Origin of the sequence: Pseudomonas sp. Ag1 (assembly GCF_000278565.1) — a bacterium.
Classification (GTDB): domain Bacteria; phylum Pseudomonadota; class Gammaproteobacteria; order Pseudomonadales; family Pseudomonadaceae; genus Aquipseudomonas.
The window spans coordinates 34,035-51,892 of the sequence record NZ_AKVH01000110.1 but is presented as its reverse complement, the minus strand read 5'-3'; the positions used below and the strand labels follow the sequence as shown (position 1 = coordinate 51,892).

Annotated in this window: 17 protein-coding genes; 7 read left to right on the top strand and 10 right to left on the bottom strand. The window is 62.1% G+C overall.

Features of this window, described 5'->3' with window-relative positions; translation table 11 throughout:
- Window positions 1–135: 135 nt before the first annotated feature.
- The 7 genes from nagE to A462_RS05875 all read right to left on the bottom strand — a co-directional run bounded on the left by nagE (window position 136) and on the right by A462_RS05875 (window position 8,650).
- Entirely contained in the window at window positions 136–1,794 is a 1,659-nt protein-coding gene (gene nagE, locus A462_RS05845; protein WP_218170368.1) for an N-acetylglucosamine-specific PTS transporter subunit IIBC, read from the bottom strand.
- Between the two features lie 74 nt (window positions 1,795–1,868).
- Window positions 1,869–4,376, bottom strand: a complete 2,508-nt coding sequence (gene ptsP / locus A462_RS05850; RefSeq protein WP_008438255.1) for a phosphoenolpyruvate--protein phosphotransferase — start codon at window positions 4,374–4,376, stop codon at window positions 1,869–1,871.
- 36 nt (window positions 4,377–4,412) lie between these two features.
- Window positions 4,413–5,435, bottom strand: coding sequence for an SIS domain-containing protein (locus tag A462_RS05855; RefSeq protein WP_085984656.1), 1,023 nt, complete (start codon window positions 5,433–5,435; stop codon window positions 4,413–4,415).
- Window positions 5,416–6,522, bottom strand: coding sequence for an N-acetylglucosamine-6-phosphate deacetylase (gene nagA, locus A462_RS05860; protein ID WP_008438250.1), 1,107 nt, complete (start codon window positions 6,520–6,522; stop codon window positions 5,416–5,418). Before nagA ends, A462_RS05855 begins: the two co-directional genes overlap by 20 nt.
- 10 nt (window positions 6,523–6,532) lie before the next feature.
- Window positions 6,533–7,291: a GntR family transcriptional regulator gene (locus tag A462_RS05865; RefSeq protein WP_003209609.1), complete on the bottom strand. Its 759-nt coding sequence runs from the start codon at window positions 7,289–7,291 to the stop codon at window positions 6,533–6,535.
- A gap of 264 nt (window positions 7,292–7,555) precedes the next feature.
- Window positions 7,556–8,059 carry a L,D-transpeptidase family protein gene (locus A462_RS05870; RefSeq protein ID WP_003209608.1) on the bottom strand — a complete coding sequence of 168 codons (504 nt, stop codon included), beginning with the start codon at window positions 8,057–8,059 and terminating at the stop codon, window positions 7,556–7,558.
- 42 nt (window positions 8,060–8,101) lie between these two features.
- Window positions 8,102–8,650, bottom strand: coding sequence for an NUDIX hydrolase (locus A462_RS05875; protein WP_003209606.1), 549 nt, complete (start codon window positions 8,648–8,650; stop codon window positions 8,102–8,104).
- A 146-nt stretch (window positions 8,651–8,796) separates the two neighbouring features.
- Here A462_RS05875 and A462_RS05880 point away from each other — a divergent pair, with 146 nt between their 5' ends.
- The 5 genes from A462_RS05880 to purT all read left to right on the top strand — a co-directional run bounded on the left by A462_RS05880 (window position 8,797) and on the right by purT (window position 12,058).
- Window positions 8,797–9,399, top strand: coding sequence for a CoA pyrophosphatase (locus A462_RS05880; protein ID WP_003209605.1), 603 nt, complete (start codon window positions 8,797–8,799; stop codon window positions 9,397–9,399).
- A 39-nt stretch (window positions 9,400–9,438) separates the two neighbouring features.
- Window positions 9,439–9,963: a gamma carbonic anhydrase family protein gene (locus tag A462_RS05885; RefSeq protein ID WP_008438249.1), complete on the top strand. Its 525-nt coding sequence runs from the start codon at window positions 9,439–9,441 to the stop codon at window positions 9,961–9,963.
- The gene (locus tag A462_RS05890) at window positions 9,960–10,175 is read left to right on the top strand and encodes a DUF1289 domain-containing protein (RefSeq protein WP_008438244.1); all 216 of its coding nucleotides are present in this window, start codon (window positions 9,960–9,962) and stop codon (window positions 10,173–10,175) included. Before A462_RS05885 ends, A462_RS05890 begins: the two co-directional genes overlap by 4 nt.
- A gap of 164 nt (window positions 10,176–10,339) precedes the next feature.
- Complete coding sequence (locus A462_RS05895; protein WP_003209599.1) at window positions 10,340–10,807, top strand: hypothetical protein; 468 nt, start codon at window positions 10,340–10,342, stop codon at window positions 10,805–10,807.
- Window positions 10,808–10,876: 69 nt separating this feature from the next.
- The gene (gene purT / locus A462_RS05900) at window positions 10,877–12,058 is read left to right on the top strand and encodes a formate-dependent phosphoribosylglycinamide formyltransferase (protein WP_008438243.1); all 1,182 of its coding nucleotides are present in this window, start codon (window positions 10,877–10,879) and stop codon (window positions 12,056–12,058) included.
- Between the two features lie 89 nt (window positions 12,059–12,147).
- Here the strand turns inward: purT and A462_RS05905 are convergent, their stop codons facing one another.
- The 3 genes from A462_RS05905 to A462_RS05915 form a co-directional block, all read right to left on the bottom strand.
- Window positions 12,148–13,458: an MFS transporter gene (locus tag A462_RS05905; protein WP_008438242.1), complete on the bottom strand. Its 1,311-nt coding sequence runs from the start codon at window positions 13,456–13,458 to the stop codon at window positions 12,148–12,150.
- 221 nt (window positions 13,459–13,679) lie between these two features.
- A complete protein-coding gene (locus tag A462_RS05910; RefSeq protein ID WP_008438241.1) occupies window positions 13,680–14,918 on the bottom strand; it encodes a transporter associated domain-containing protein in 1,239 nt (412 codons plus the stop codon).
- 12 nt (window positions 14,919–14,930) lie between these two features.
- The gene (locus tag A462_RS05915; protein ID WP_010176828.1) at window positions 14,931–15,743 is read right to left on the bottom strand and encodes a cytochrome C assembly family protein; all 813 of its coding nucleotides are present in this window, start codon (window positions 15,741–15,743) and stop codon (window positions 14,931–14,933) included.
- Between the two features lie 234 nt (window positions 15,744–15,977).
- On the opposite strand from A462_RS05915, the gene ffh reads away from it, so the two are divergent.
- A complete protein-coding gene (ffh, locus tag A462_RS05920; protein WP_003209589.1) occupies window positions 15,978–17,354 on the top strand; it encodes a signal recognition particle protein in 1,377 nt (458 codons plus the stop codon).
- A 250-nt stretch (window positions 17,355–17,604) separates the two neighbouring features.
- On the top strand, window positions 17,605–17,856 hold the full coding sequence (gene rpsP, locus A462_RS05925) for a 30S ribosomal protein S16 (protein ID WP_003209587.1): 252 nt from the start codon (window positions 17,605–17,607) through the stop codon (window positions 17,854–17,856).
- Window positions 17,857–17,858 lie beyond the last annotated feature (2 nt).

The following is a 17,858-nucleotide window of genomic DNA, read 5'->3' as shown; positions in this document are numbered from 1 at the left end:
GCGGGTTTTTTGTTGCCTGTCACGGCCATTCGCGAGCAAGCCCGCTCCCACATTTGACCGCGTTGCCATGACGGGCACCGATCAAAATGTGGGAGCGGGCTTGCTCGCGAAGAGGCCCTGATGCTCAGCAAGGATTCAGGCTTTTACCCCAACCTCACGGCCACTGACCAACCGCTCCAACGCCTCACCCAACCCCGAAGCCTTGTCACCAATCAGCAAGTGCCAAACCCCACTTTCAAGCTGGCTAACCCCCTGGCAACCCAGCGCAGTCAGTTGGGATTCCGACAACACCGAACCATCCCCCAGCTCCACTCGCAGCCGCGTCATCGCCACCGCATCCAGTTGCAATACATTGGCCCGACCGCCCAGCGCACTCAGCCATTTCTCGGCCTCATGCACGTTCACCGGCGTGCTCTTCTCAACCGGTGCAGCAGCGACCGGAGTGACTCCAACATACGAAGGCATCGCCAACCGAATCTCATCGGCAATGCTGTCCGCCATCGGCCCGACCACCACCTGCAAACTCCCGCCATTACCCGGTCGAACCACGGCCATCGCACCCAGCGCCTTCAACTCGGCATCCACCGCCTTGTTGCGGTCCACCATGTCCAGCCGCAGACGCGTCGTGCAAGCACCCACACTCAGCAGATTCTCTGCACCACCCAGCGCCCGAATGTAAGCCCCGGCCCGTTGGTTATCGGTCATGGCCTCGGCCTGCGCGACCTGAATATCCTCACGCCCGGGCGTCTTCAAATTGAAGCGACGGATGCAGTAGTTGAACACGCTGTAGTAGATCACCGCATACGCCAGCCCAACCGGGAATACCAACCAGCCGTTGGTGGATTTACCCCAACCCAGCACCATGTCGATAAACCCACCGGAGAAGGTAAAGCCCAGGTGAATGTTGAGCATGTTGGTGATCGCCATCGACAACCCGGTCAGCAGCGCATGCACCAGGTACAGGAACGGCGCGAGGAACATGAATGCGAATTCGATCGGCTCGGTGACCCCGGTCAGGAACGAGGTCAGCGCCATCGACAGGAAAATCCCGCCCATGATCTTGCGCCGCTCCGGCAGTGCATTGCGGTACATCGCCAGGCACGCCGCCGGCAGGCCGAACAGCATTACCGGGAACATGCCGGTCATGAACTGCCCACCTTTCGGGTCGCCGGCAAAATAGCGAGTCAGGTCGCCGGTCACTACCGCGCCGGTCGTCGGGTCGGTGAAGGTGCCGAACACAAACCACGCCATGTTGTTGAGGATATGGTGCAAGCCGGTGACGATCAGCAGGCGGTTGAACACGCCAAACACGAACGCGCCAAAGCTGCCGCTTTCCATCAGCAGCACGCCGAAGCTGTTGATGCCTTGCTGCACGGGTGGCCAGATCAAACCAAAGATCACCCCCAGCGCCACTGCGGAGAACCCGGTGACGATCGGCACAAACCGTCGCCCACCAAAGAATGCGAGGTACTCCGGCAGCTTGATGTCCTTGAAGCGGTTATACAGGGCACCGGCCATCAAGCCGCTGGCGATGCCCGCCAGCATGCCCATGTTGATGCTGGCGTCCATCACCTTGAGGGTGGAGACCATCACCAGGTAACCGATGGCGCCTGCCAGGCCCGCCGTGCCGTTGTTGTCGCGGGCAAAACCCACGGCAATGCCGATGGCAAAGATCAGCGCCAGGTTGGCGAAGATCGCCTGCCCGGCGTCGTGCATCACCGCGATGTTCAGCAGGTCAGTGTCGCCCAGTCGCAGCAGGAGGCCGGCGATCGGCAAAATCGCGATCGGCAGCATCAGTGCACGGCCCAGGCGTTGCAGCCCTTCGATAAAATATTGGTACACGGCGTGTCTCCCTATTCTTGTTGTTTTCAGCTCAGCGGCCAGTGGTGTTGACAGGCTTGGCGAACGGCCTTGGCGCTGCTCAGGTTAAGCAGGTTTTGGCTCAGTTGCCGGCATTGGGCTGCGTCCAGGTGACGGACACGGTCCTTGATTTCTCCGATTTGCGGCGGGCTGACGGACAGCTCGCTGATGCCCAGACCGATCAGCACCGGCGTGGCCAGCGGGTCGGACGCCAGCGCCCCGCACACACCGACCCAGCGCCCATGCTTGGCTGCGCCGATGCACGTCTGGGCGATCAGCCGCAGCAGCGCCGGGTGCATGGCATCGACCCGGGCGGCGAGGCCGGCGTGGTCGCGGTCCATGGCGAGGGTGTACTGCGATAGGTCATTGGTGCCGATGGACAGAAAGTCCGCGTGCTCGGCCAGTTGTTCGGCCATCAGCGCCGCCGCGGGCACTTCGATCATCACCCCCAGTTCCGGGCGTTGGGTCAGTTCCAGCTCGGCGCACAGTTCATCGAGGCGCTGGCGAATGTGCAGCAGTTCGTCGACTTCGCTGACCATTGGCAGCAGGATGCGGCAACGTTCCAGCGGGCTGACCTGGAGAAGGGCACGCAGTTGCTGGTCCAGCACCTCCGGACGCACTTGCGCCATGCGAATGCCCCGCAGGCCCAGCACCGGGTTGGTCTCGAACGGCAGCGGCAGGTAGTCGAGTTGCTTGTCGCCGCCGACGTCGATGGTGCGGATGATCACTGATTTGTCGCCCATGGCATCCAGCACGGCTTGGTAGGCCTGGCGCTGCTCCTGTTCATCGGGCGCAGTGCGGCGGTCGACGAAGAGAAATTCTGTGCGCAGCAGGCCGACGCCATCGGCGCCATTCTCGAAGGCCAGTTGGGCTTCGGCGCTGGAGGCGACATTCGCGGCCACTTCAATACGCACGCCATCCTGAGTGCTGGCGGTGCCTTGAGCCTGCGCGTGCTGCTGTTGGCGCCGCAGTTTCTGTGCATCGCGCAACTGGTGAACCTGGGCGTGGCGTGCATCATCCGGCGTCAGCTCCAGGCGGCCGTTGGCGGCATCCAGCACCACGCGCTGGCCTTGGGGCACATCAAGCAATTCAGTGCCCAGTGCAACCACGCACGGCAAGCCTTTACCCCGCGCCAGAATCGCCACATGAGACGTCGCGCCGCCTTCGGCCATGCAGATACCGGCGGCGTGTTGATTGCTCAGTTGCAGCAGATCCGATGGGGTCAGCTCATGGGCCGAGACGATAGCGCCGGCCGGCAAATCAAAATTCCAGGCCTCGCCCAGCAACGCCCGCAGCACGCGTTGCTGCAAGTCGCGCAGGTCGTTGGCGCGTTCGGCGAACAACGGTTTACCCAGTGCCAGCAGCACCGCGCATTGGGCCTGGATCGCATCGCGCCAGGCGTGAGTGGCGGCGCTGCCCTGTTCGATGGCGGCGGTGGCGGTCTCCAGCAACGTAGGGTCTTCCAGCAGGGCCAGGTGGGCGGCGAAGATCTCTTCTTCTTCCACATCCTTGCGCTGACGGGCCTGGTCCAGGGTGTGGCGGATTTCGCTACGCACCTGTTCCAGGGCACTGTCCAGGTGCTGCAGCTGCTCATCCGGGGCGTTGTTGCCCGGGTCCACCGGCAGCTCGATTCCGTTCAGGCGGAACAACGGGCCGCAGACCAACCCCGGCGCGGCACACACGCCTTGCAGTACTCCGGCTTCGGTATTCGCGCGGCGTGGGGCGACGGCCACTGGAGCGTGATGCGCTTCGCCAACTTCCACCGACAGCGCAGCGATCAGTGCTTGCAGCGCCGCTTCACAATCCTTGCCACGACAGGTGACCTGCACCTCGTCCTGCTCACCAATCCCCAGGCCCATCAAGCCGATCAAGCTGTCGCACGAAGCCGACTTGCCAGCGAAATGCAGCTGCGACTGGCTGCTGAATGCCTGTGCAGTCTTGCGGATCAAGGCAGCGGGGCGCGCATGCAGGCCGCCACGATGGGTGATGCGAATAGTCGCGCTGGCTTCGGTGACCGACTCATCAATCACTTTCGCTGCACCGGCCAACCGTGCAACCACATGCAGCAGCGGCTCGCCGACCTTCACTGTTTTCAAGGTGATCGGCCGTAGCTCAAACAGCTCGCTGTTGGTCAGGATGATCAAGCTGACCAGGCTTTTGCACTGCCGCGCAATCAGGTCCAGATCAAACTGCACCAGTGCCTGGCCCTTGCTGACGCGCGCACCTTGCTTGACCAGCAGCGCAAAGCCTTCGCCATTCAATTCCACCGTGTCGATGCCCACGTGCATCAGCAATTCAGCGCCGTTATCGGCGCGAATGGTCAGCGCATGCCCGGTGCGGGCGACGTGGATGATCACGCCATCACACGGCGCGTGCAGGCAATCGTTGAGCGGGTCGATGGCAATGCCGTCGCCCATGGCGCCACTGGCGAACACTTCGTCGGGAACGTCGCCCAGGGTCAGCACCGGCCCACTGAGGGGAGCGCTGAGGGTGAGGTCTTTATTATTGTGGGACATGGGCACGGTACTCATCAGGAAAACGCTGCAATCAACTCAGTGGGTGCGGGTCACTTTGCTCAAGTGACGCGGTTGGTCCGGGTCCATGCCCCGGGCCTCTGCCAAACCGGCGGCCATCACGTAGAAACTCTGGATCGCCAGGATCGGGTCCAGGGCCGGGTGTTCGGCGCGGCTCAGAGTCAGGTCGCGCTCGGCGATGTCATCGGGAGCGGCCAGCAGCACGCGGGCACCGCGCTGGCGCATATCTGCGGCCAGGCTCAGCAGGCCGGCTTGTTCGGCGCCGCGTGGGGCGAAGACCAGCAGCGGGTAGTTGTCATCGATCAGGGCCATCGGGCCATGGCGCACTTCGGCGCTGCTGAAGGCTTCGGCCTGGATCGCCGAGGTTTCCTTGAGCTTGAGCGCGGCTTCCTGGGCGATGGCAAAACCGGCGCCACGGCCGATCACCATCAGTTGCTGGCAGTCGCGCAGGGCGTCGATGGCCAGGCTCCAGTCTTGCCTGGCGGCTTCACGCAAACCTTCGGGCAGTGCCTTACAGGCTTGCAGCAACTCGTCTTCCTGATTCCAGTGGCTGATCAGTTGGGCGCTGGCACTCAGAGTGGCGATAAAGCTTTTGGTGGCGGCGACACTGCGTTCCGGCCCGGCGCACAGCGGCACGTGGAATTCGCAGGCGGCTTCCAGTGGCGAGTCTTCGGCGTTGACCATCGAGATGCTCAAGGCGCCGCGCTTGCGCAACAGGCGCAGGCTGTTGACCAGGTCCGGGCTCTGTCCCGACTGGGAGAAACCGAACGCCACTTGCCCGCTGACTTTGAGCGGCGATTGCAGCATGGTCACCACCGACATCGGCAGCGACGCCACCGGAATCCCCAGGTGTTGCATGGTCAGGTAGGCGAAGTAACTGGCGGCGTGGTCCGAGCTGCCACGGGCGATGGTCATCGCCACTTGCGGTGGCTGGCGACGCAGGCGGCCGGCGACTTCCACCAGCAGCGGGTCCAGGCGTTGCAGTTGAGCCTCGACGGCCTCACAGGAGGCCAGGGCCTCTTCAAGCATTTTTGAAGTCAATGGTTTCTCCTTCGACCATTACGTCGGTGAGGTGCAGGGAGCGGTCCAGGCGCACGCAGTCGGCAAAGCTGCCGGGTTGCAGGCGACCGCGTTCTTCGAGGCCCAGGTAGTCCGCAGGAAATTGCGACAGGCGTTGTGAGGCTTCGCTGATCGGCAGGCCGATCTTCACCAGGTTGCGCAGCGCCTGGTCCATGGTCAGGGTGCTGCCGGCCAGCGTTCCATCGGCCAGGCGGACGCCGCCCAGGCACTTGGTCACGGTGTGGCTGCCCAGCTTGTATTCGCCGTCGGGCATGCCGGCAGCGGCGGTGGAATCGGTGACGCAGTACAGGCACGGGATCGAGCGCAGCGCCACGCGCATGGCACCGGGGTGCACGTGCAGCAGGTCGGGAATCAACTCGGCGTATTTGGCGTGGGCCAGGGCCGCGCCGACGATGCCGGGCTCGCGGTGATGCAGCGGGCTCATGGCGTTGTACAAGTGGGTAAAGCTGGTGGCCCCGGCGGCGAGGGCGGCGACACCTTCTTCATAGCTGCCCAGGGTGTGGCCGATCTGCATGCGCACGCCACGTTCGCTGAGGGCGCGGATCAGGCCGTCATGGCCGGCGATTTCCGGGGCAATGGTGATCACCCGGATCGGCGCCAGGCGCAGGTATTCTTCGACTTCGGCCATCAAGGCGGTGTGGGCGAAGTTCGGTTGTGCGCCGAGTTTTCCCGGATTGATGTAGGGGCCTTCCAGGTGCACGCCCAGGACGCGAGCGGTGCCGGTCGGGCGGCTTTCGCAATAGGTGCCGATTTCGCCGAGCACGCGGGAAATCTCATCCACCGGCGCGGTCATGGTGGTGGCCAGCAGCGAGGTGGTGCCAAACCGCACGTGGGTGCGGGTGATGGTGTGGAAGGCGTCGGTGCCTTCCATGATGTCTTTGCCGCCACCGCCGTGCACGTGCAGGTCGATAAAGCCTGGCAGCAGGTACGGCAGGTCGTTGTCAGCCGGGTTGCACGGGCTGCCTTCTACGGCAGTGACCTTGCCGTGCTGGTGCACCAGGCGGCCGCGAACCCAGCCGTGTGGCGTGAGGATATTGTCTTCGGACATGGGCAGTTCTCTAAATTCGCAGTTCAGCGGAATAGTCGTGGCGGCGCAGTTCTGCGACGAAGTCGTAGTAGTCGTTGCGGCAGTAGGTGTCGGTGATTTCAATCGGGGTGTTGTCGGCGGTGTAGCCCACCCGGGTCATCAGCAGCATGGCGGTGCCAGGGGCGATGCCCACCAGGGCTGCGAACTCGTCCGAGGCGTTGATCGCCTGGATGTGTTGCAGGGCGCGCACGATGGGCTTGCCGATGCTTTCCAGGTATTCGTACAGCGAATTGCCGATGGCCTGCGGGTGGGGGAGGACGGAGGCGGGCATGGCGGTCATTTCAATCGCCATCACCGTGTCGTCGGCCTTACGCAAACGCTTGAGCCGCGCGACTTTGTCGCTGGGTGACAGGCCCAGGCGAATCAATTCTTCATGGGTCGGCGGGGTGATGTCGCGCTCGAGCCATTGGGACGTCGGCACAAAGCCCTTGAGCCGGAGCATTTCGCTGAAGCCCGAGAGGCGCGACAGCGGTTGTTCCAGGCGTGGCGTGATGAAGGTTCCGGAGCCTTGGCTGCGACGGATCAGACCTTGTTCGAACAGCACTTCCAGCGCCTTGCGGGCGGTCACCCGGGAAATGCTCAGTTGCTCGCTGAGGGCACGTTCCGACGGCAATGCCTGCTCGGATTTCCACTGGCCGGCATGAATCGCGGCTTCGAGGTTGCGGGCCAGTTGCAGGTACAGCGGCGTCGATTGTTTATCGTCGGGGCGCAGGGCCAGGATGGGGTTCATCGTGTCGGTTTCCGATGCGGTTATTGGAGTGTTGTCGCCCGGTAGTGATCGCAAGCTAATACCACTTAAATACCATGTCAATGCAGCGAAAACAGTGCGGGCGAGCGTTTGCGGGCGCCTTAATAGTGCGCCAGTTCAAGTGGTATTAGAGAGGTCTTTATTTCAGGCAGAAGCGCGCAGCTTGCCGAGGTGAACTGGTATTCACCGGCAGGCCACCCATGGGGCGGGAATTTTTTTTGAATTATTTTACGAGGGGCAGGAAAATTACGGACGAATCTCGATCATCGTGCCGTCTTTCACCAGGTTCCAGACTTCGCGCATGTCGACATTGCGCATGCCGATGCAGCCGTCGGTCCAGTCCAGGGTGTGGAACAGCTCTTCGGGGTAGTCCTCGGCGTCGGGGGTGCCGTGGATCATGATCATGCTGCCGGGCTTGACCCCTTCGCGGCGGGCGCGCGCGGAATCGCTGATATTGGGGTAGGAGATGTGCATGGCCAGGTTGAAGCGGTCGCTGGTCTTGCGCCAGTCGATCCAGTAGAAACCTTCCGGGGTGCGGCGGTCGCCTTCCATCAGCTTGGTGCCCTTGGGGTTCTTGCCCAGGGAAATGCGGTAGGTCCTGAGGGGCTTGCCGTCATTGATCAGTTGCAACTGATGGGCAGACTTGAGCACCAGGATTTTCTCGACGGGTTTGCCCCCCAGGATCACTTGGGTGGAGGCTGGCGACAGCGTGGCAAACGACAGGCAGATCAGAGCAAGCAACCAACGCATTGAAACGGTATCCCCTGAAAAGACTACGTGCCGCCTGGATTGTTATTTGGCCAACTGGGTCAGCGGCGGCACCGATTCGCTGCGCACCGGATACGACTGTTGCCGACGGTCAGCAAAAAAGCATTCTAAGGTACGCCCGACCGTGCGGAAAGCCAGCTCGGACCAAGGGATGTCGGCTTCATCGAATAAGCGCACTTCAAGGCTTTCGGGGCCGGCGGCAAAATCCAGGTCGATCAGTTCGGCCCGGTAGAAGATGTGCACCTGGCTGATGTGCGGCACGTCGATCAGGGTGTAGATGCTCAGGTTGCGCACCCGGGCGCAGGCTTCTTCCAGGGTTTCGCGCATCGCGGCCTGCTCGACGGTCTCGCCGTTCTCCATGAAGCCGGCGGGCAAGGTCCAGAAACCCAGGCGCGGCTCGATGGCGCGCCGGCACAGCAGCACCTGGTCGCCCCACACCGGTACGGTGCCCGCGACGATATTGGGGTTCTGGTAGTGAATGGTCTGACAGTGATCGCAGACATAACGCAAGCGTGCGTCGCCTTCGGGAATGCGCTGGGTGACCGGTTTACCGCACTGGCTGCAGAAGTTCATGCTGGGGTTCCTGGAGAGTGCGCCTATCTTGGCGTGACCGGGTATGGGCTGCAAGTTGTCGTTTAGCGACATGGCCAGGGTTTTGGGGTTGGGCGTGCGCAAGGTTTGGTGCATGATGCAAGGTAGCCAACAGACCGAGATGACTCATGCTGGACGAGCTACTTCGCCGGGTAAGCAATCATACGCCCCACACGCTGGAGACCGACGGTCGTTTCCCGGAAGCGGCGGTACTGGTGCCGATCACCCGCAGTGACGAACCCGAGCTGATCCTGACCTTGCGCGCCAGCGGGTTATCCACCCATGGCGGCGAAGTGGCATTCCCTGGCGGGCGCCGCGACCCGGAAGACCCGGACCTGATCTTCACCGCGCTGCGCGAAGCCGAAGAAGAGATCGGTCTGCCGCCGGGCCTGGTGGAAGTCATCGGCCCGTTGAGCCCGCTGATTTCCCTGCACGGTATCCGTGTCACGCCTTATGTAGGCGTTATCCCCGATTACGTCGAATACCTGGCCAATGACGCCGAGATCGCCGCTGTTTTCAGCGTGCCCCTGGAGTTTTTTCGCCAGGACCCGCGCGAACATACCCACCGTATCGATTACCAGGGCCGCAGTTGGTACGTGCCCAGTTACCGGTTTGGCGAATACAAGATCTGGGGCCTGACGGCGATCATGATCGTCGAGCTGATCAATCTGCTCTATGACGATGCCGACATCAGCCTGCATCGACCGCCGAAAAGCTTCATCAATACCTAAGAGCCAGATGGCCATCGTTCCTGCCGTGAGGATCCACCTATGAAATACCGCCTGGGCGACGCCCGAGTCGAAACCCATCCCAACAGCTGGGTGGCCCCCAATGCCACGCTGGTGGGCAAGGTCAAGCTGGAGGAGGGCGCCAACGTCTGGTTCAACGCGGTGTTGCGCGGCGACAACGAGCTGATCCTGATCGGCAAGAACAGCAACGTGCAGGACGGCAGCGTGATGCACACCGACATGGGTTACCCGCTGACCCTTGGCACCGGCGTGACCATCGGCCATAACGCCATGTTGCATGGCTGCACCGTCGACGATTACAGCCTGATTGGCATCAATGCGGTGATTCTTAACGGGGCGAAGATCGGCAAGCACTGCATCATCGGCGCCAATTCGCTGATCGGCGAGGGCAAGGAAATTCCCGATGGTTCGTTGGTGATGGGCTCGCCGGGCAAGGTGGTGCGGGAACTGACCGACGTGCAGAAGAAAATGCTCGAGGCCAGCGCTGCGCACTATGTGCATAACGCCCAGCGGTATGCCCGTGACCTGGTTGAGCAGGAAGAATGAACCCGGTAGAACGACCCGTCGCCTCGCCGTGCGTGAGCATTTGTGCGCTGGATGACGATGATATCTGCACGGGATGCCAGCGCACGGTGGATGAAATCACCCGCTGGAGTCGCATGGACAATACCGAGCGCCGGGTAGTGCTGGGGTTGTGCCATGAGCGGGCGAAGGCGAGTGGGCTGGTGTGGATGATTCCGGGGAAGTCCGGCGCCTGATAGACCGCTTTCGCGAGCAAGCCCGCTCCCACATTTGATTGCGTTTATCTTGGAGGAATGCGTTCAAAATGTGGGAGCGGGCTTGCTCGCGAAAGGGCCCGCCCAGACGACATATTTCCAAATGTGAAGTACCCTGTGCCCCTTGTTCACAGGTCCCTCGCCCCATGTTCTTCCTGATTGCCTACATCAGCAGCGTCGTGCTGATCAACTTCGCCTTTTCTACCGCTCCGCACCTGGATGTCATCTGGTCTGCCTGGGGCGGCCTGGTATTTGTCCTGCGGGACATGGTGCAAACCCGTTTCGGCCATGGCGCGATCATCGCCATGCTGGCGGCGCTGGTGCTGTCCTATATCACCTCCGATCCGTCCATCGCCCTGGCCAGCGCCACGGCGTTCGCGGTGTCCGAATGCATTGACTGGCTGGTGTTCAGCATCACCAAGCGCCCACTCCACGACCGCCTGTGGATAAGTTCGGCGCTGAGTATCCCCCTCGATACCTTCATCTTTTTCGGCCTGATCGGCGCCTTGACGCCCGCGGTCGCCGGCACTGCCCTGGTGTCGAAATTCGCCGGCGTTACCGTGGTGTGGCTGGCCATGGCCTGGCGTTTGCGCCGGCAGCGCGTCGCCAACTGAAGCCAATCTTTACAGTTCATGTAAAATGCCGGCCTTTCTCCCCACGATCCGCTCCCCTGAGGACCTGAGATGACCCGAATCGGAACTCCATTGTCGCCAACCGCGACCCGCGTAATGCTGTGTGGCTGCGGTGAGCTGGGCAAGGAAGTGGTAATCGAACTGCAACGCCTGGGCGTTGAAGTGATTGCCGTGGATCGCTACGCCAACGCGCCGGCCATGCAGGTTGCCCACCGCAGCCATGTGATCAACATGCTCGATGGCGCCGCGCTGCGTGCCGTGATCGAAGCCGAAAAGCCGCACTTCATCGTGCCGGAAATCGAAGCGATCGCCACCTCCACCCTGGTTGAGCTGGAAGCCGAAGGCTTCACCGTGATCCCGACCGCCCGCGCGACGTTGCTGACCATGAACCGCGAAGGCATCCGTCGCCTGGCCGCCGAAGAGCTGGACCTGCCGACCTCGCCGTACCACTTCGCCGACACCTTCGAGGACTACAGCAAGGCCGTCACCGACCTGGGCTTCCCGTGTGTGGTCAAGCCGGTGATGAGTTCGTCGGGCAAGGGCCAGAGCTTGCTGCGCAGCGCCGATGACGTGCAGAAAGCCTGGGATTACGCCCAGGAGGGCGGGCGTGCCGGCAAGGGTCGCGTGATCATCGAAGGCTTTATCGACTTCGACTACGAAATCACCCTGCTGACCGTGCGCCACATTGGCGGCACTACCTTCTGCGCGCCTGTCGGTCACCGTCAGGAGAAGGGCGACTATCAGGAATCCTGGCAGCCACAGGCCATGAGCCCGATTGCACTGGCGGAATCCGAGCGCGTTGCCAAGGCGGTAACCGAAGCGTTGGGTGGTCGTGGTCTGTTTGGCGTCGAGCTGTTTATCAAAGGCGATCAGGTGTGGTTCAGCGAAGTGTCGCCGCGCCCCCATGACACTGGCCTAGTGACCCTGATTTCCCAGGACTTGTCGCAGTTCGCCCTGCATGCGCGGGCAATTCTCGGCCTGCCGATCCCGTTGATCCGTCAGTTCGGGCCTTCGGCTTCGGCAGTGATCCTGGTGGAAGGCAAGTCGACCCAGACGGCGTTTTCCAACCTGGGTGCAGCCTTGAGCGAGCCGGATACGGCGTTGCGTCTGTTCGGCAAGCCGGAAGTGAATGGCCAGCGTCGTATGGGCGTGGCGCTGGCGCGGGATGAGTCGATTGAGGCAGCGCGGGCTAAAGCCACTCGTGCTTCGAAGGCTGTTGTTGTAGAGCTGTAACCGAGTCGCGCCCATCGCGAGCAAGCCCGGCTCCCACATTTGGAATGCATTTCCCTGTGGGAGTCGGGCTTGCCCGCGATGGCGGTTTATCAGCTAACGCGATTCAAATCGTTATTGCGCGTCTCTTTCAGGCACAACACAGCAATCAAGCTGATCACCGCTGCCGCCGACACATACCCGCCGACATAACTCAAACCGCCCATCGCCACCAGCTTGGTCGCGAAGAACGGTGCCGCCGACGCACCCACGATCCCACCCAGGTTATACGCCGCCGAAGCACCGGTATAACGCACGCGGGTCGGGAACAGTTCCGGCAACATCGCGCCCATCGGGGCAAACGTCACGCCCATCAGGAACAGCTCCAGCGCCAGGAACAGTGCCACGGCCCAGGTTGAACCGTGGGTCAGCAACGGTTCCATGGTGAAGCCGGAGAGGATGGTTAGAATCGCCCCCACAATCAGCACCGGCTTACGCCCGTAACGGTCGCTTGCCCACGCCGCCAGCGGCGTCGCCGCGCCCATGAACAGCACCGCGAAGCACAACAGCCCGAGGAAGGTTTCACGGCTGTAACCCAGCGTAGACACGCCGTAGCTCAGGGAAAACGCGGTGGTGATATAGAACAGCGCATAACACACCACCATCGAGGCCGCACCCAGCAGGACCGGCAGCCAATGCTGGCTGAACAGTTCCACCAGCGGCACCTTCACCGGCGCTTCCTTGGCCACGGCGTTCGCGAACACCGGCGTTTCATGCAGTTTGAGCCGCGCATACAGCCCCACCATTACCAGCGCCGCGCTGAGAATGAACGGAATGCGCCAGCCCCAGCTGCGGAACTGTTCGTCGCTCAGGCTCATGGCCAGGATCAGGAACAGCCCGTTGGCCGCCAGAAAGCCAATCGACGGGCCCAGTTGCGGGAACATGCCGAACCAGGCGCGTTTGCCCTTCGGGGCGTTCTCGGTGGCCAGCAACGCCGCGCCGCCCCATTCGCCGCCAAGCCCGAGGCCCTGGCCGAAGCGCAGTACGCAGAGCAGGATCGGTGCCCAGGCGCCGATGCTGTCATATCCGGGCAGCAAGCCGATCAGCGTGGTGCACACGCCCATCAGCAGCAGGGAAGCCACCAGTGTCGACTTGCGGCCAATCCGGTCACCAAAGTGGCCGAACAGCGCCGAGCCCAGTGGCCGCGCGATAAACGCGATACCGAAGGTCAGGAACGAGGCGAGCATCTGCGCCGTGCCGGAGGTTTGCGGGAAGAACACCGGGCCGATCACCAGCGCGGCGGCAGTTGCGTAGATATAGAAGTCGTAGAACTCGATGGCGGTGCCGATGATGCTCGCGGTGGCGACCCGGGCCGTCGAGTTGGTCGGGGCGGCGGTCGCCGTCTCGTTATAGGTGGTGCTCATTGAGGTATCCCTGACGGTCATTGCGCGTTTGGACGCGGATTATTATTGGTCGAACACCCATGGATCAGGGGTGTGCGCGGGGCGGCTCGGGATGGGAGCAAACACCGGTCAGACACGGTAAAGCGGTGCCTGGACGCGCTCAGTGCGGGTAGCACGCGGTCGGGCGGGGCTTGGGTAAGCCGCCCGATTATAGGAAGGGGTTTGCGGATCCAACAAGGGGCTTAAGCGGCGACCGGCACCGTGCTGGTGTGCCAGATCAGCACCTTGGCGACGCGGTTGTCCTCGGTCTCGAGGATTTCCAGGCGATAGCGGCCGATTTTCAGGCACACGGCGCAATCCGGAATGGTCTCCAGTGCTTCGGTCACCAGGCCGTTGAGGGTCTTGGGGCCGTCACTGGGCAGGTGCCAGCCGAGGGTTTTGTTCAAGTCACGGATCGAGGCGGCGCCGTCGATCACGTAGCGGCCATCCAGTTGGGGCTGGATGTGCGGGTTGTCGAGGTGCTGCTCGTTTTCGAACTCACCGACGATTTCTTCAAGAATGTCTTCCAGGGTCACAATGCCCAGTACTTCGCCGTATTCATCAACCACCATGCCCAGGCGGCGCTGTTGCTTGTGGAAGTTCAGCAATTGCAGTTGCAGCGGCGTGCTTTCCGGGACGAAGTAGGGCTCGTGACAGGCCTCCAGCAGGGCTTCCTTGGTCAGGCTGGCGTCCGGCAGCAGGTGGCGGATCTGCCGCGTGTTGAGCACCGCCTCGACCTGGTTGATGTCGCTGTGGAACACCGGCAGCCGGGTTCGGGTGGAAACCCGCAGTTGCTCGATGATTTCCTCTACCGGGTCATCCAGGTTGATGCCGTCCACTTCGCTGCGGGGCACCAGGATGTCGTTGACGGTGATGTTGTCCAGGGCGTGGATGCCCGGCATGCCCGGCGCGCGGGTGTTGGGGATTTCGGCTTCCGGCTCGTCGTCCTGGTCCGGCTGCGGCTCGTCGCTCTTCTTGACCAGCCCGGGCTTGCGGGTGAACGGGCGCAGCAGCAACAGGCTGACACCGTTGAGCAGCCAGGCCAGCGGATAAAGGATTTTCAGCGGCACGCTCAGCAAGGTATTGCCGAAGCCAAGGATGGTTTGCGGGTGGCGAGTGGCCAGGGCGCGCGGCAGATAGTCGGCCAGCACCAGCAGCACCGCGCTGGAGATCACCCAGCCGAGCCACGGGCCGTTTTGCGCCCAGGCGTAGATCGCCAGCAGGGTGCAGAGAATCACCACCACGGCGCGGCATAGGGTGTTGCAGAGGATCAGGCTGTTGCGCGGGAAGTTCAGGCGGGCGGCGGCTTTGTCACCCTGGCGGGTGCCGGGGCGCAGGGCCAGCAAATGTTGCTGGGCGGCTTCGATGGCGGTAAACAGCGCCGACCATAAAACCAGCAAGGCTACTACCGCAAGCATCGGCCCCAAGGGCAAGTTGTCCATGTCGGCTGCCCGTCAGATATGCAGGATGTATTCGCGAACCAGCTTGCTGCCGAAATAGGCCAGCATCAGCAGGCAGAAACCGGCCAGGGTCCAGCGGATCGCCTTGTGCCCGCGCCAGCCGAGACGGTTGCGGCCCCACAGCAGCACGCTGAACACCACCCAGGCCAGGCAGGCCAGCAGGGTTTTATGCACAAGGTGCTGGGCAAACAGGTTCTCGACGAACAGCCAGCCGGAGATCAGTGACAGCGACAGCAGCGTCCAGCCGGCCCAGAGGAAGCCGAACAGCAGGCTTTCCATGGTTTGCAGCGGCGGGAAGTTCTTGATCAGCCCCGACGGGTGCTTGTGCTTGAGTTGGTGGTCTTGCAACAGCAGCAGCAAGGCCTGGAACACCGCGATGGTGAACATGCCGTAGGCGAGGATCGACAGCAGGATGTGGGCGAGGATGCCCGGCTCTTCATCAATGACCTGCACGGTGCCGGTCGGTGTGAATTGCGCCAGCAGCACCGTCAGCATCCCGAGCGGGAACAACAGCACCAGCAGGTTCTCCACCGGGATCCGGTAGCAGGCCATCAGGGTCAGCGCGATCACCGCGGCGGCAATCAGGCTGGCAGCGCTGAAGAAATCCAGGCCCAGGCCGACCGGCGTCATCAAGTGCGTGAACAGGCTGGCGGCGTGAGCCAGCAGGGCGAGGACGCCAAGGCCTACCAGCAGGCGTTTGTCGGCCTTGGCGCCTTGGGCCAGACGAGTGCCCTGATAGAGGGTCGCAGCGGCATACAAGATGGCGGCGGCGAGGCTGGGTAGCAAACTGGGTGACAAAGGGAGCATAAATCCTGTTAAGCAGGCCCGAAAGGCGCTGAGTTTGGCATACACCTGCGTAACACGAAAGACTCTCAGGCCAGACAGCGGGTGTGCATGGCGACAGTCTTCGCTATAATCCGCGACCTGCCCACGCCGCAGGCTCGCCGAGCGCTGTTTTTAATAGCGATTTACCACAGCCTGGGCCGCCATTACCTCGGTCTAACAATGCATTTCGATGAATAGGGCCTGAAAGGATCGCGCATGTTTGAAAATCTGACTGACCGTCTCTCGCAGACGCTGCGCCATGTCACCGGCAAGGCCAAGCTGACCGAGGACAATATTAAAGACACCCTGCGTGAAGTGCGCATGGCGTTGCTGGAAGCCGACGTCGCCTTGCCGGTGGTGAAGGACTTCGTCAACTCGGTCAAAGAGCGCGCGGTCGGCACCGAAGTGTCCCGCAGCCTGACGCCGGGCCAGGCCTTTGTGAAGATCGTCCAGGCCGAACTCGAAAGCCTGATGGGCGCGGCCAACGAAGATTTGAACCTCAGTGCCGTGCCGCCAGCCGTTGTGCTGATGGCCGGTCTGCAAGGTGCGGGCAAGACCACCACCGCCGGCAAACTGGCGCGCTTCCTTAAAGAGCGCAAGAAGAAGTCGGTGATGGTGGTGTCTGCCGACGTTTACCGTCCGGCGGCTATTAAACAGCTGGAAATGCTTGCGGGCGAAGTGGGCGTGACCTTCTTCCCGTCCGACCTGAGCCAGAAGCCGGTCGATATCGCCCAGGCGGCTATTAAAGAAGCCAAGCTGAAATTCATCGACGTAGTCATCGTCGATACCGCCGGTCGCCTGCACATCGATGAAGAGATGATGGGCGAGATCAAGGCGCTGCATGCCGCGATCAACCCGGTAGAGACCCTGTTCGTGGTCGACGCCATGACCGGCCAGGATGCGGCCAACACCGCCAAGGCCTTTGGTGATGCGCTGCCGCTGACCGGTGTGATCCTGACCAAGGTCGACGGCGACGCCCGTGGCGGTGCCGCCTTGTCGGTGCGTGCGATTACCGGCAAGCCGATCAAGTTCATCGGTATGGGCGAGAAGAGCGAAGCGCTCGAGCCGTTCCACCCTGAGCGGATCGCCTCGCGTATCCTCGGCATGGGCGACGTGCTCAGCCTGATCGAGCAAGCGGAAGCGACCCTCGACAAGGACAAGGCCGACAAGCTGGCTAAAAAGCTGAAGAAGGGCAAGGGCTTCGACCTCGAAGACTTCCGCGACCAGCTGCAACAGATGAAGAACATGGGCGGCCTCGGCGGCCTGATGGACAAGCTGCCGAACATCGGCGGCGTGAACCTGGCGCAAATGGGCAATGCCCAGGGCGCGGCAGAGAAGCAATTCAAGCAGATGGAAGCCATCATCAATTCCATGACCCCGGCCGAGCGCCGCGACCCTGAGCTGATCAGCGGTTCGCGCAAACGTCGGATCGCCATGGGTTCCGGCACCCAGGTGCAGGACATCGGTCGCTTGATCAAGCAGCACAAGCAGATGCAGAAGATGATGAAGAAATTCTCCGCAAAAGGCGGGATGGCCAAGATGATGCGCGGCATGGGCGGTATGTTGCCCGGCGGCGGCATGCCGAAAATGTAAAGAATTCGAGCAGAAGTTCGCTTCTGCTCCGACCCGCAGGGATGCGGGATCTCCAGCAAACCCGCCATTGGCGGGAGCTGACTTGCCGTTTTAACCGACGGCTCTATAGCAGATCTGAATGGCACGCTGATAGGCGCCAGAAAAAGACATTTGCAAAAGTCCGGATATTCCTTAGAATATGCGGCCTTTCGGGCACCTATGCCCGCTGTGCATTTAGATTTGCAGCACCGACTACAGGAACGATGTTCACATGCTAACAATCCGTCTTGCCCTTGGCGGCTCCAAAAAGCGCCCGTTTTACCACTTGACCGTAACTGACAGCCGCAACCCACGTGACGGCTCTCACAAGGAACAAGTTGGCTTCTTCAACCCGATCGCTCGTGGTCAAGAAGTCCGTCTGTCCGTGAACCAAGAGCGCGTAGCCTACTGGCTGAGCGTTGGTGCACAACCTTCTGAGCGCGTTGCTCAGTTGTTGAAGGATGCATCTAAGGCTGCGGCCTGAGC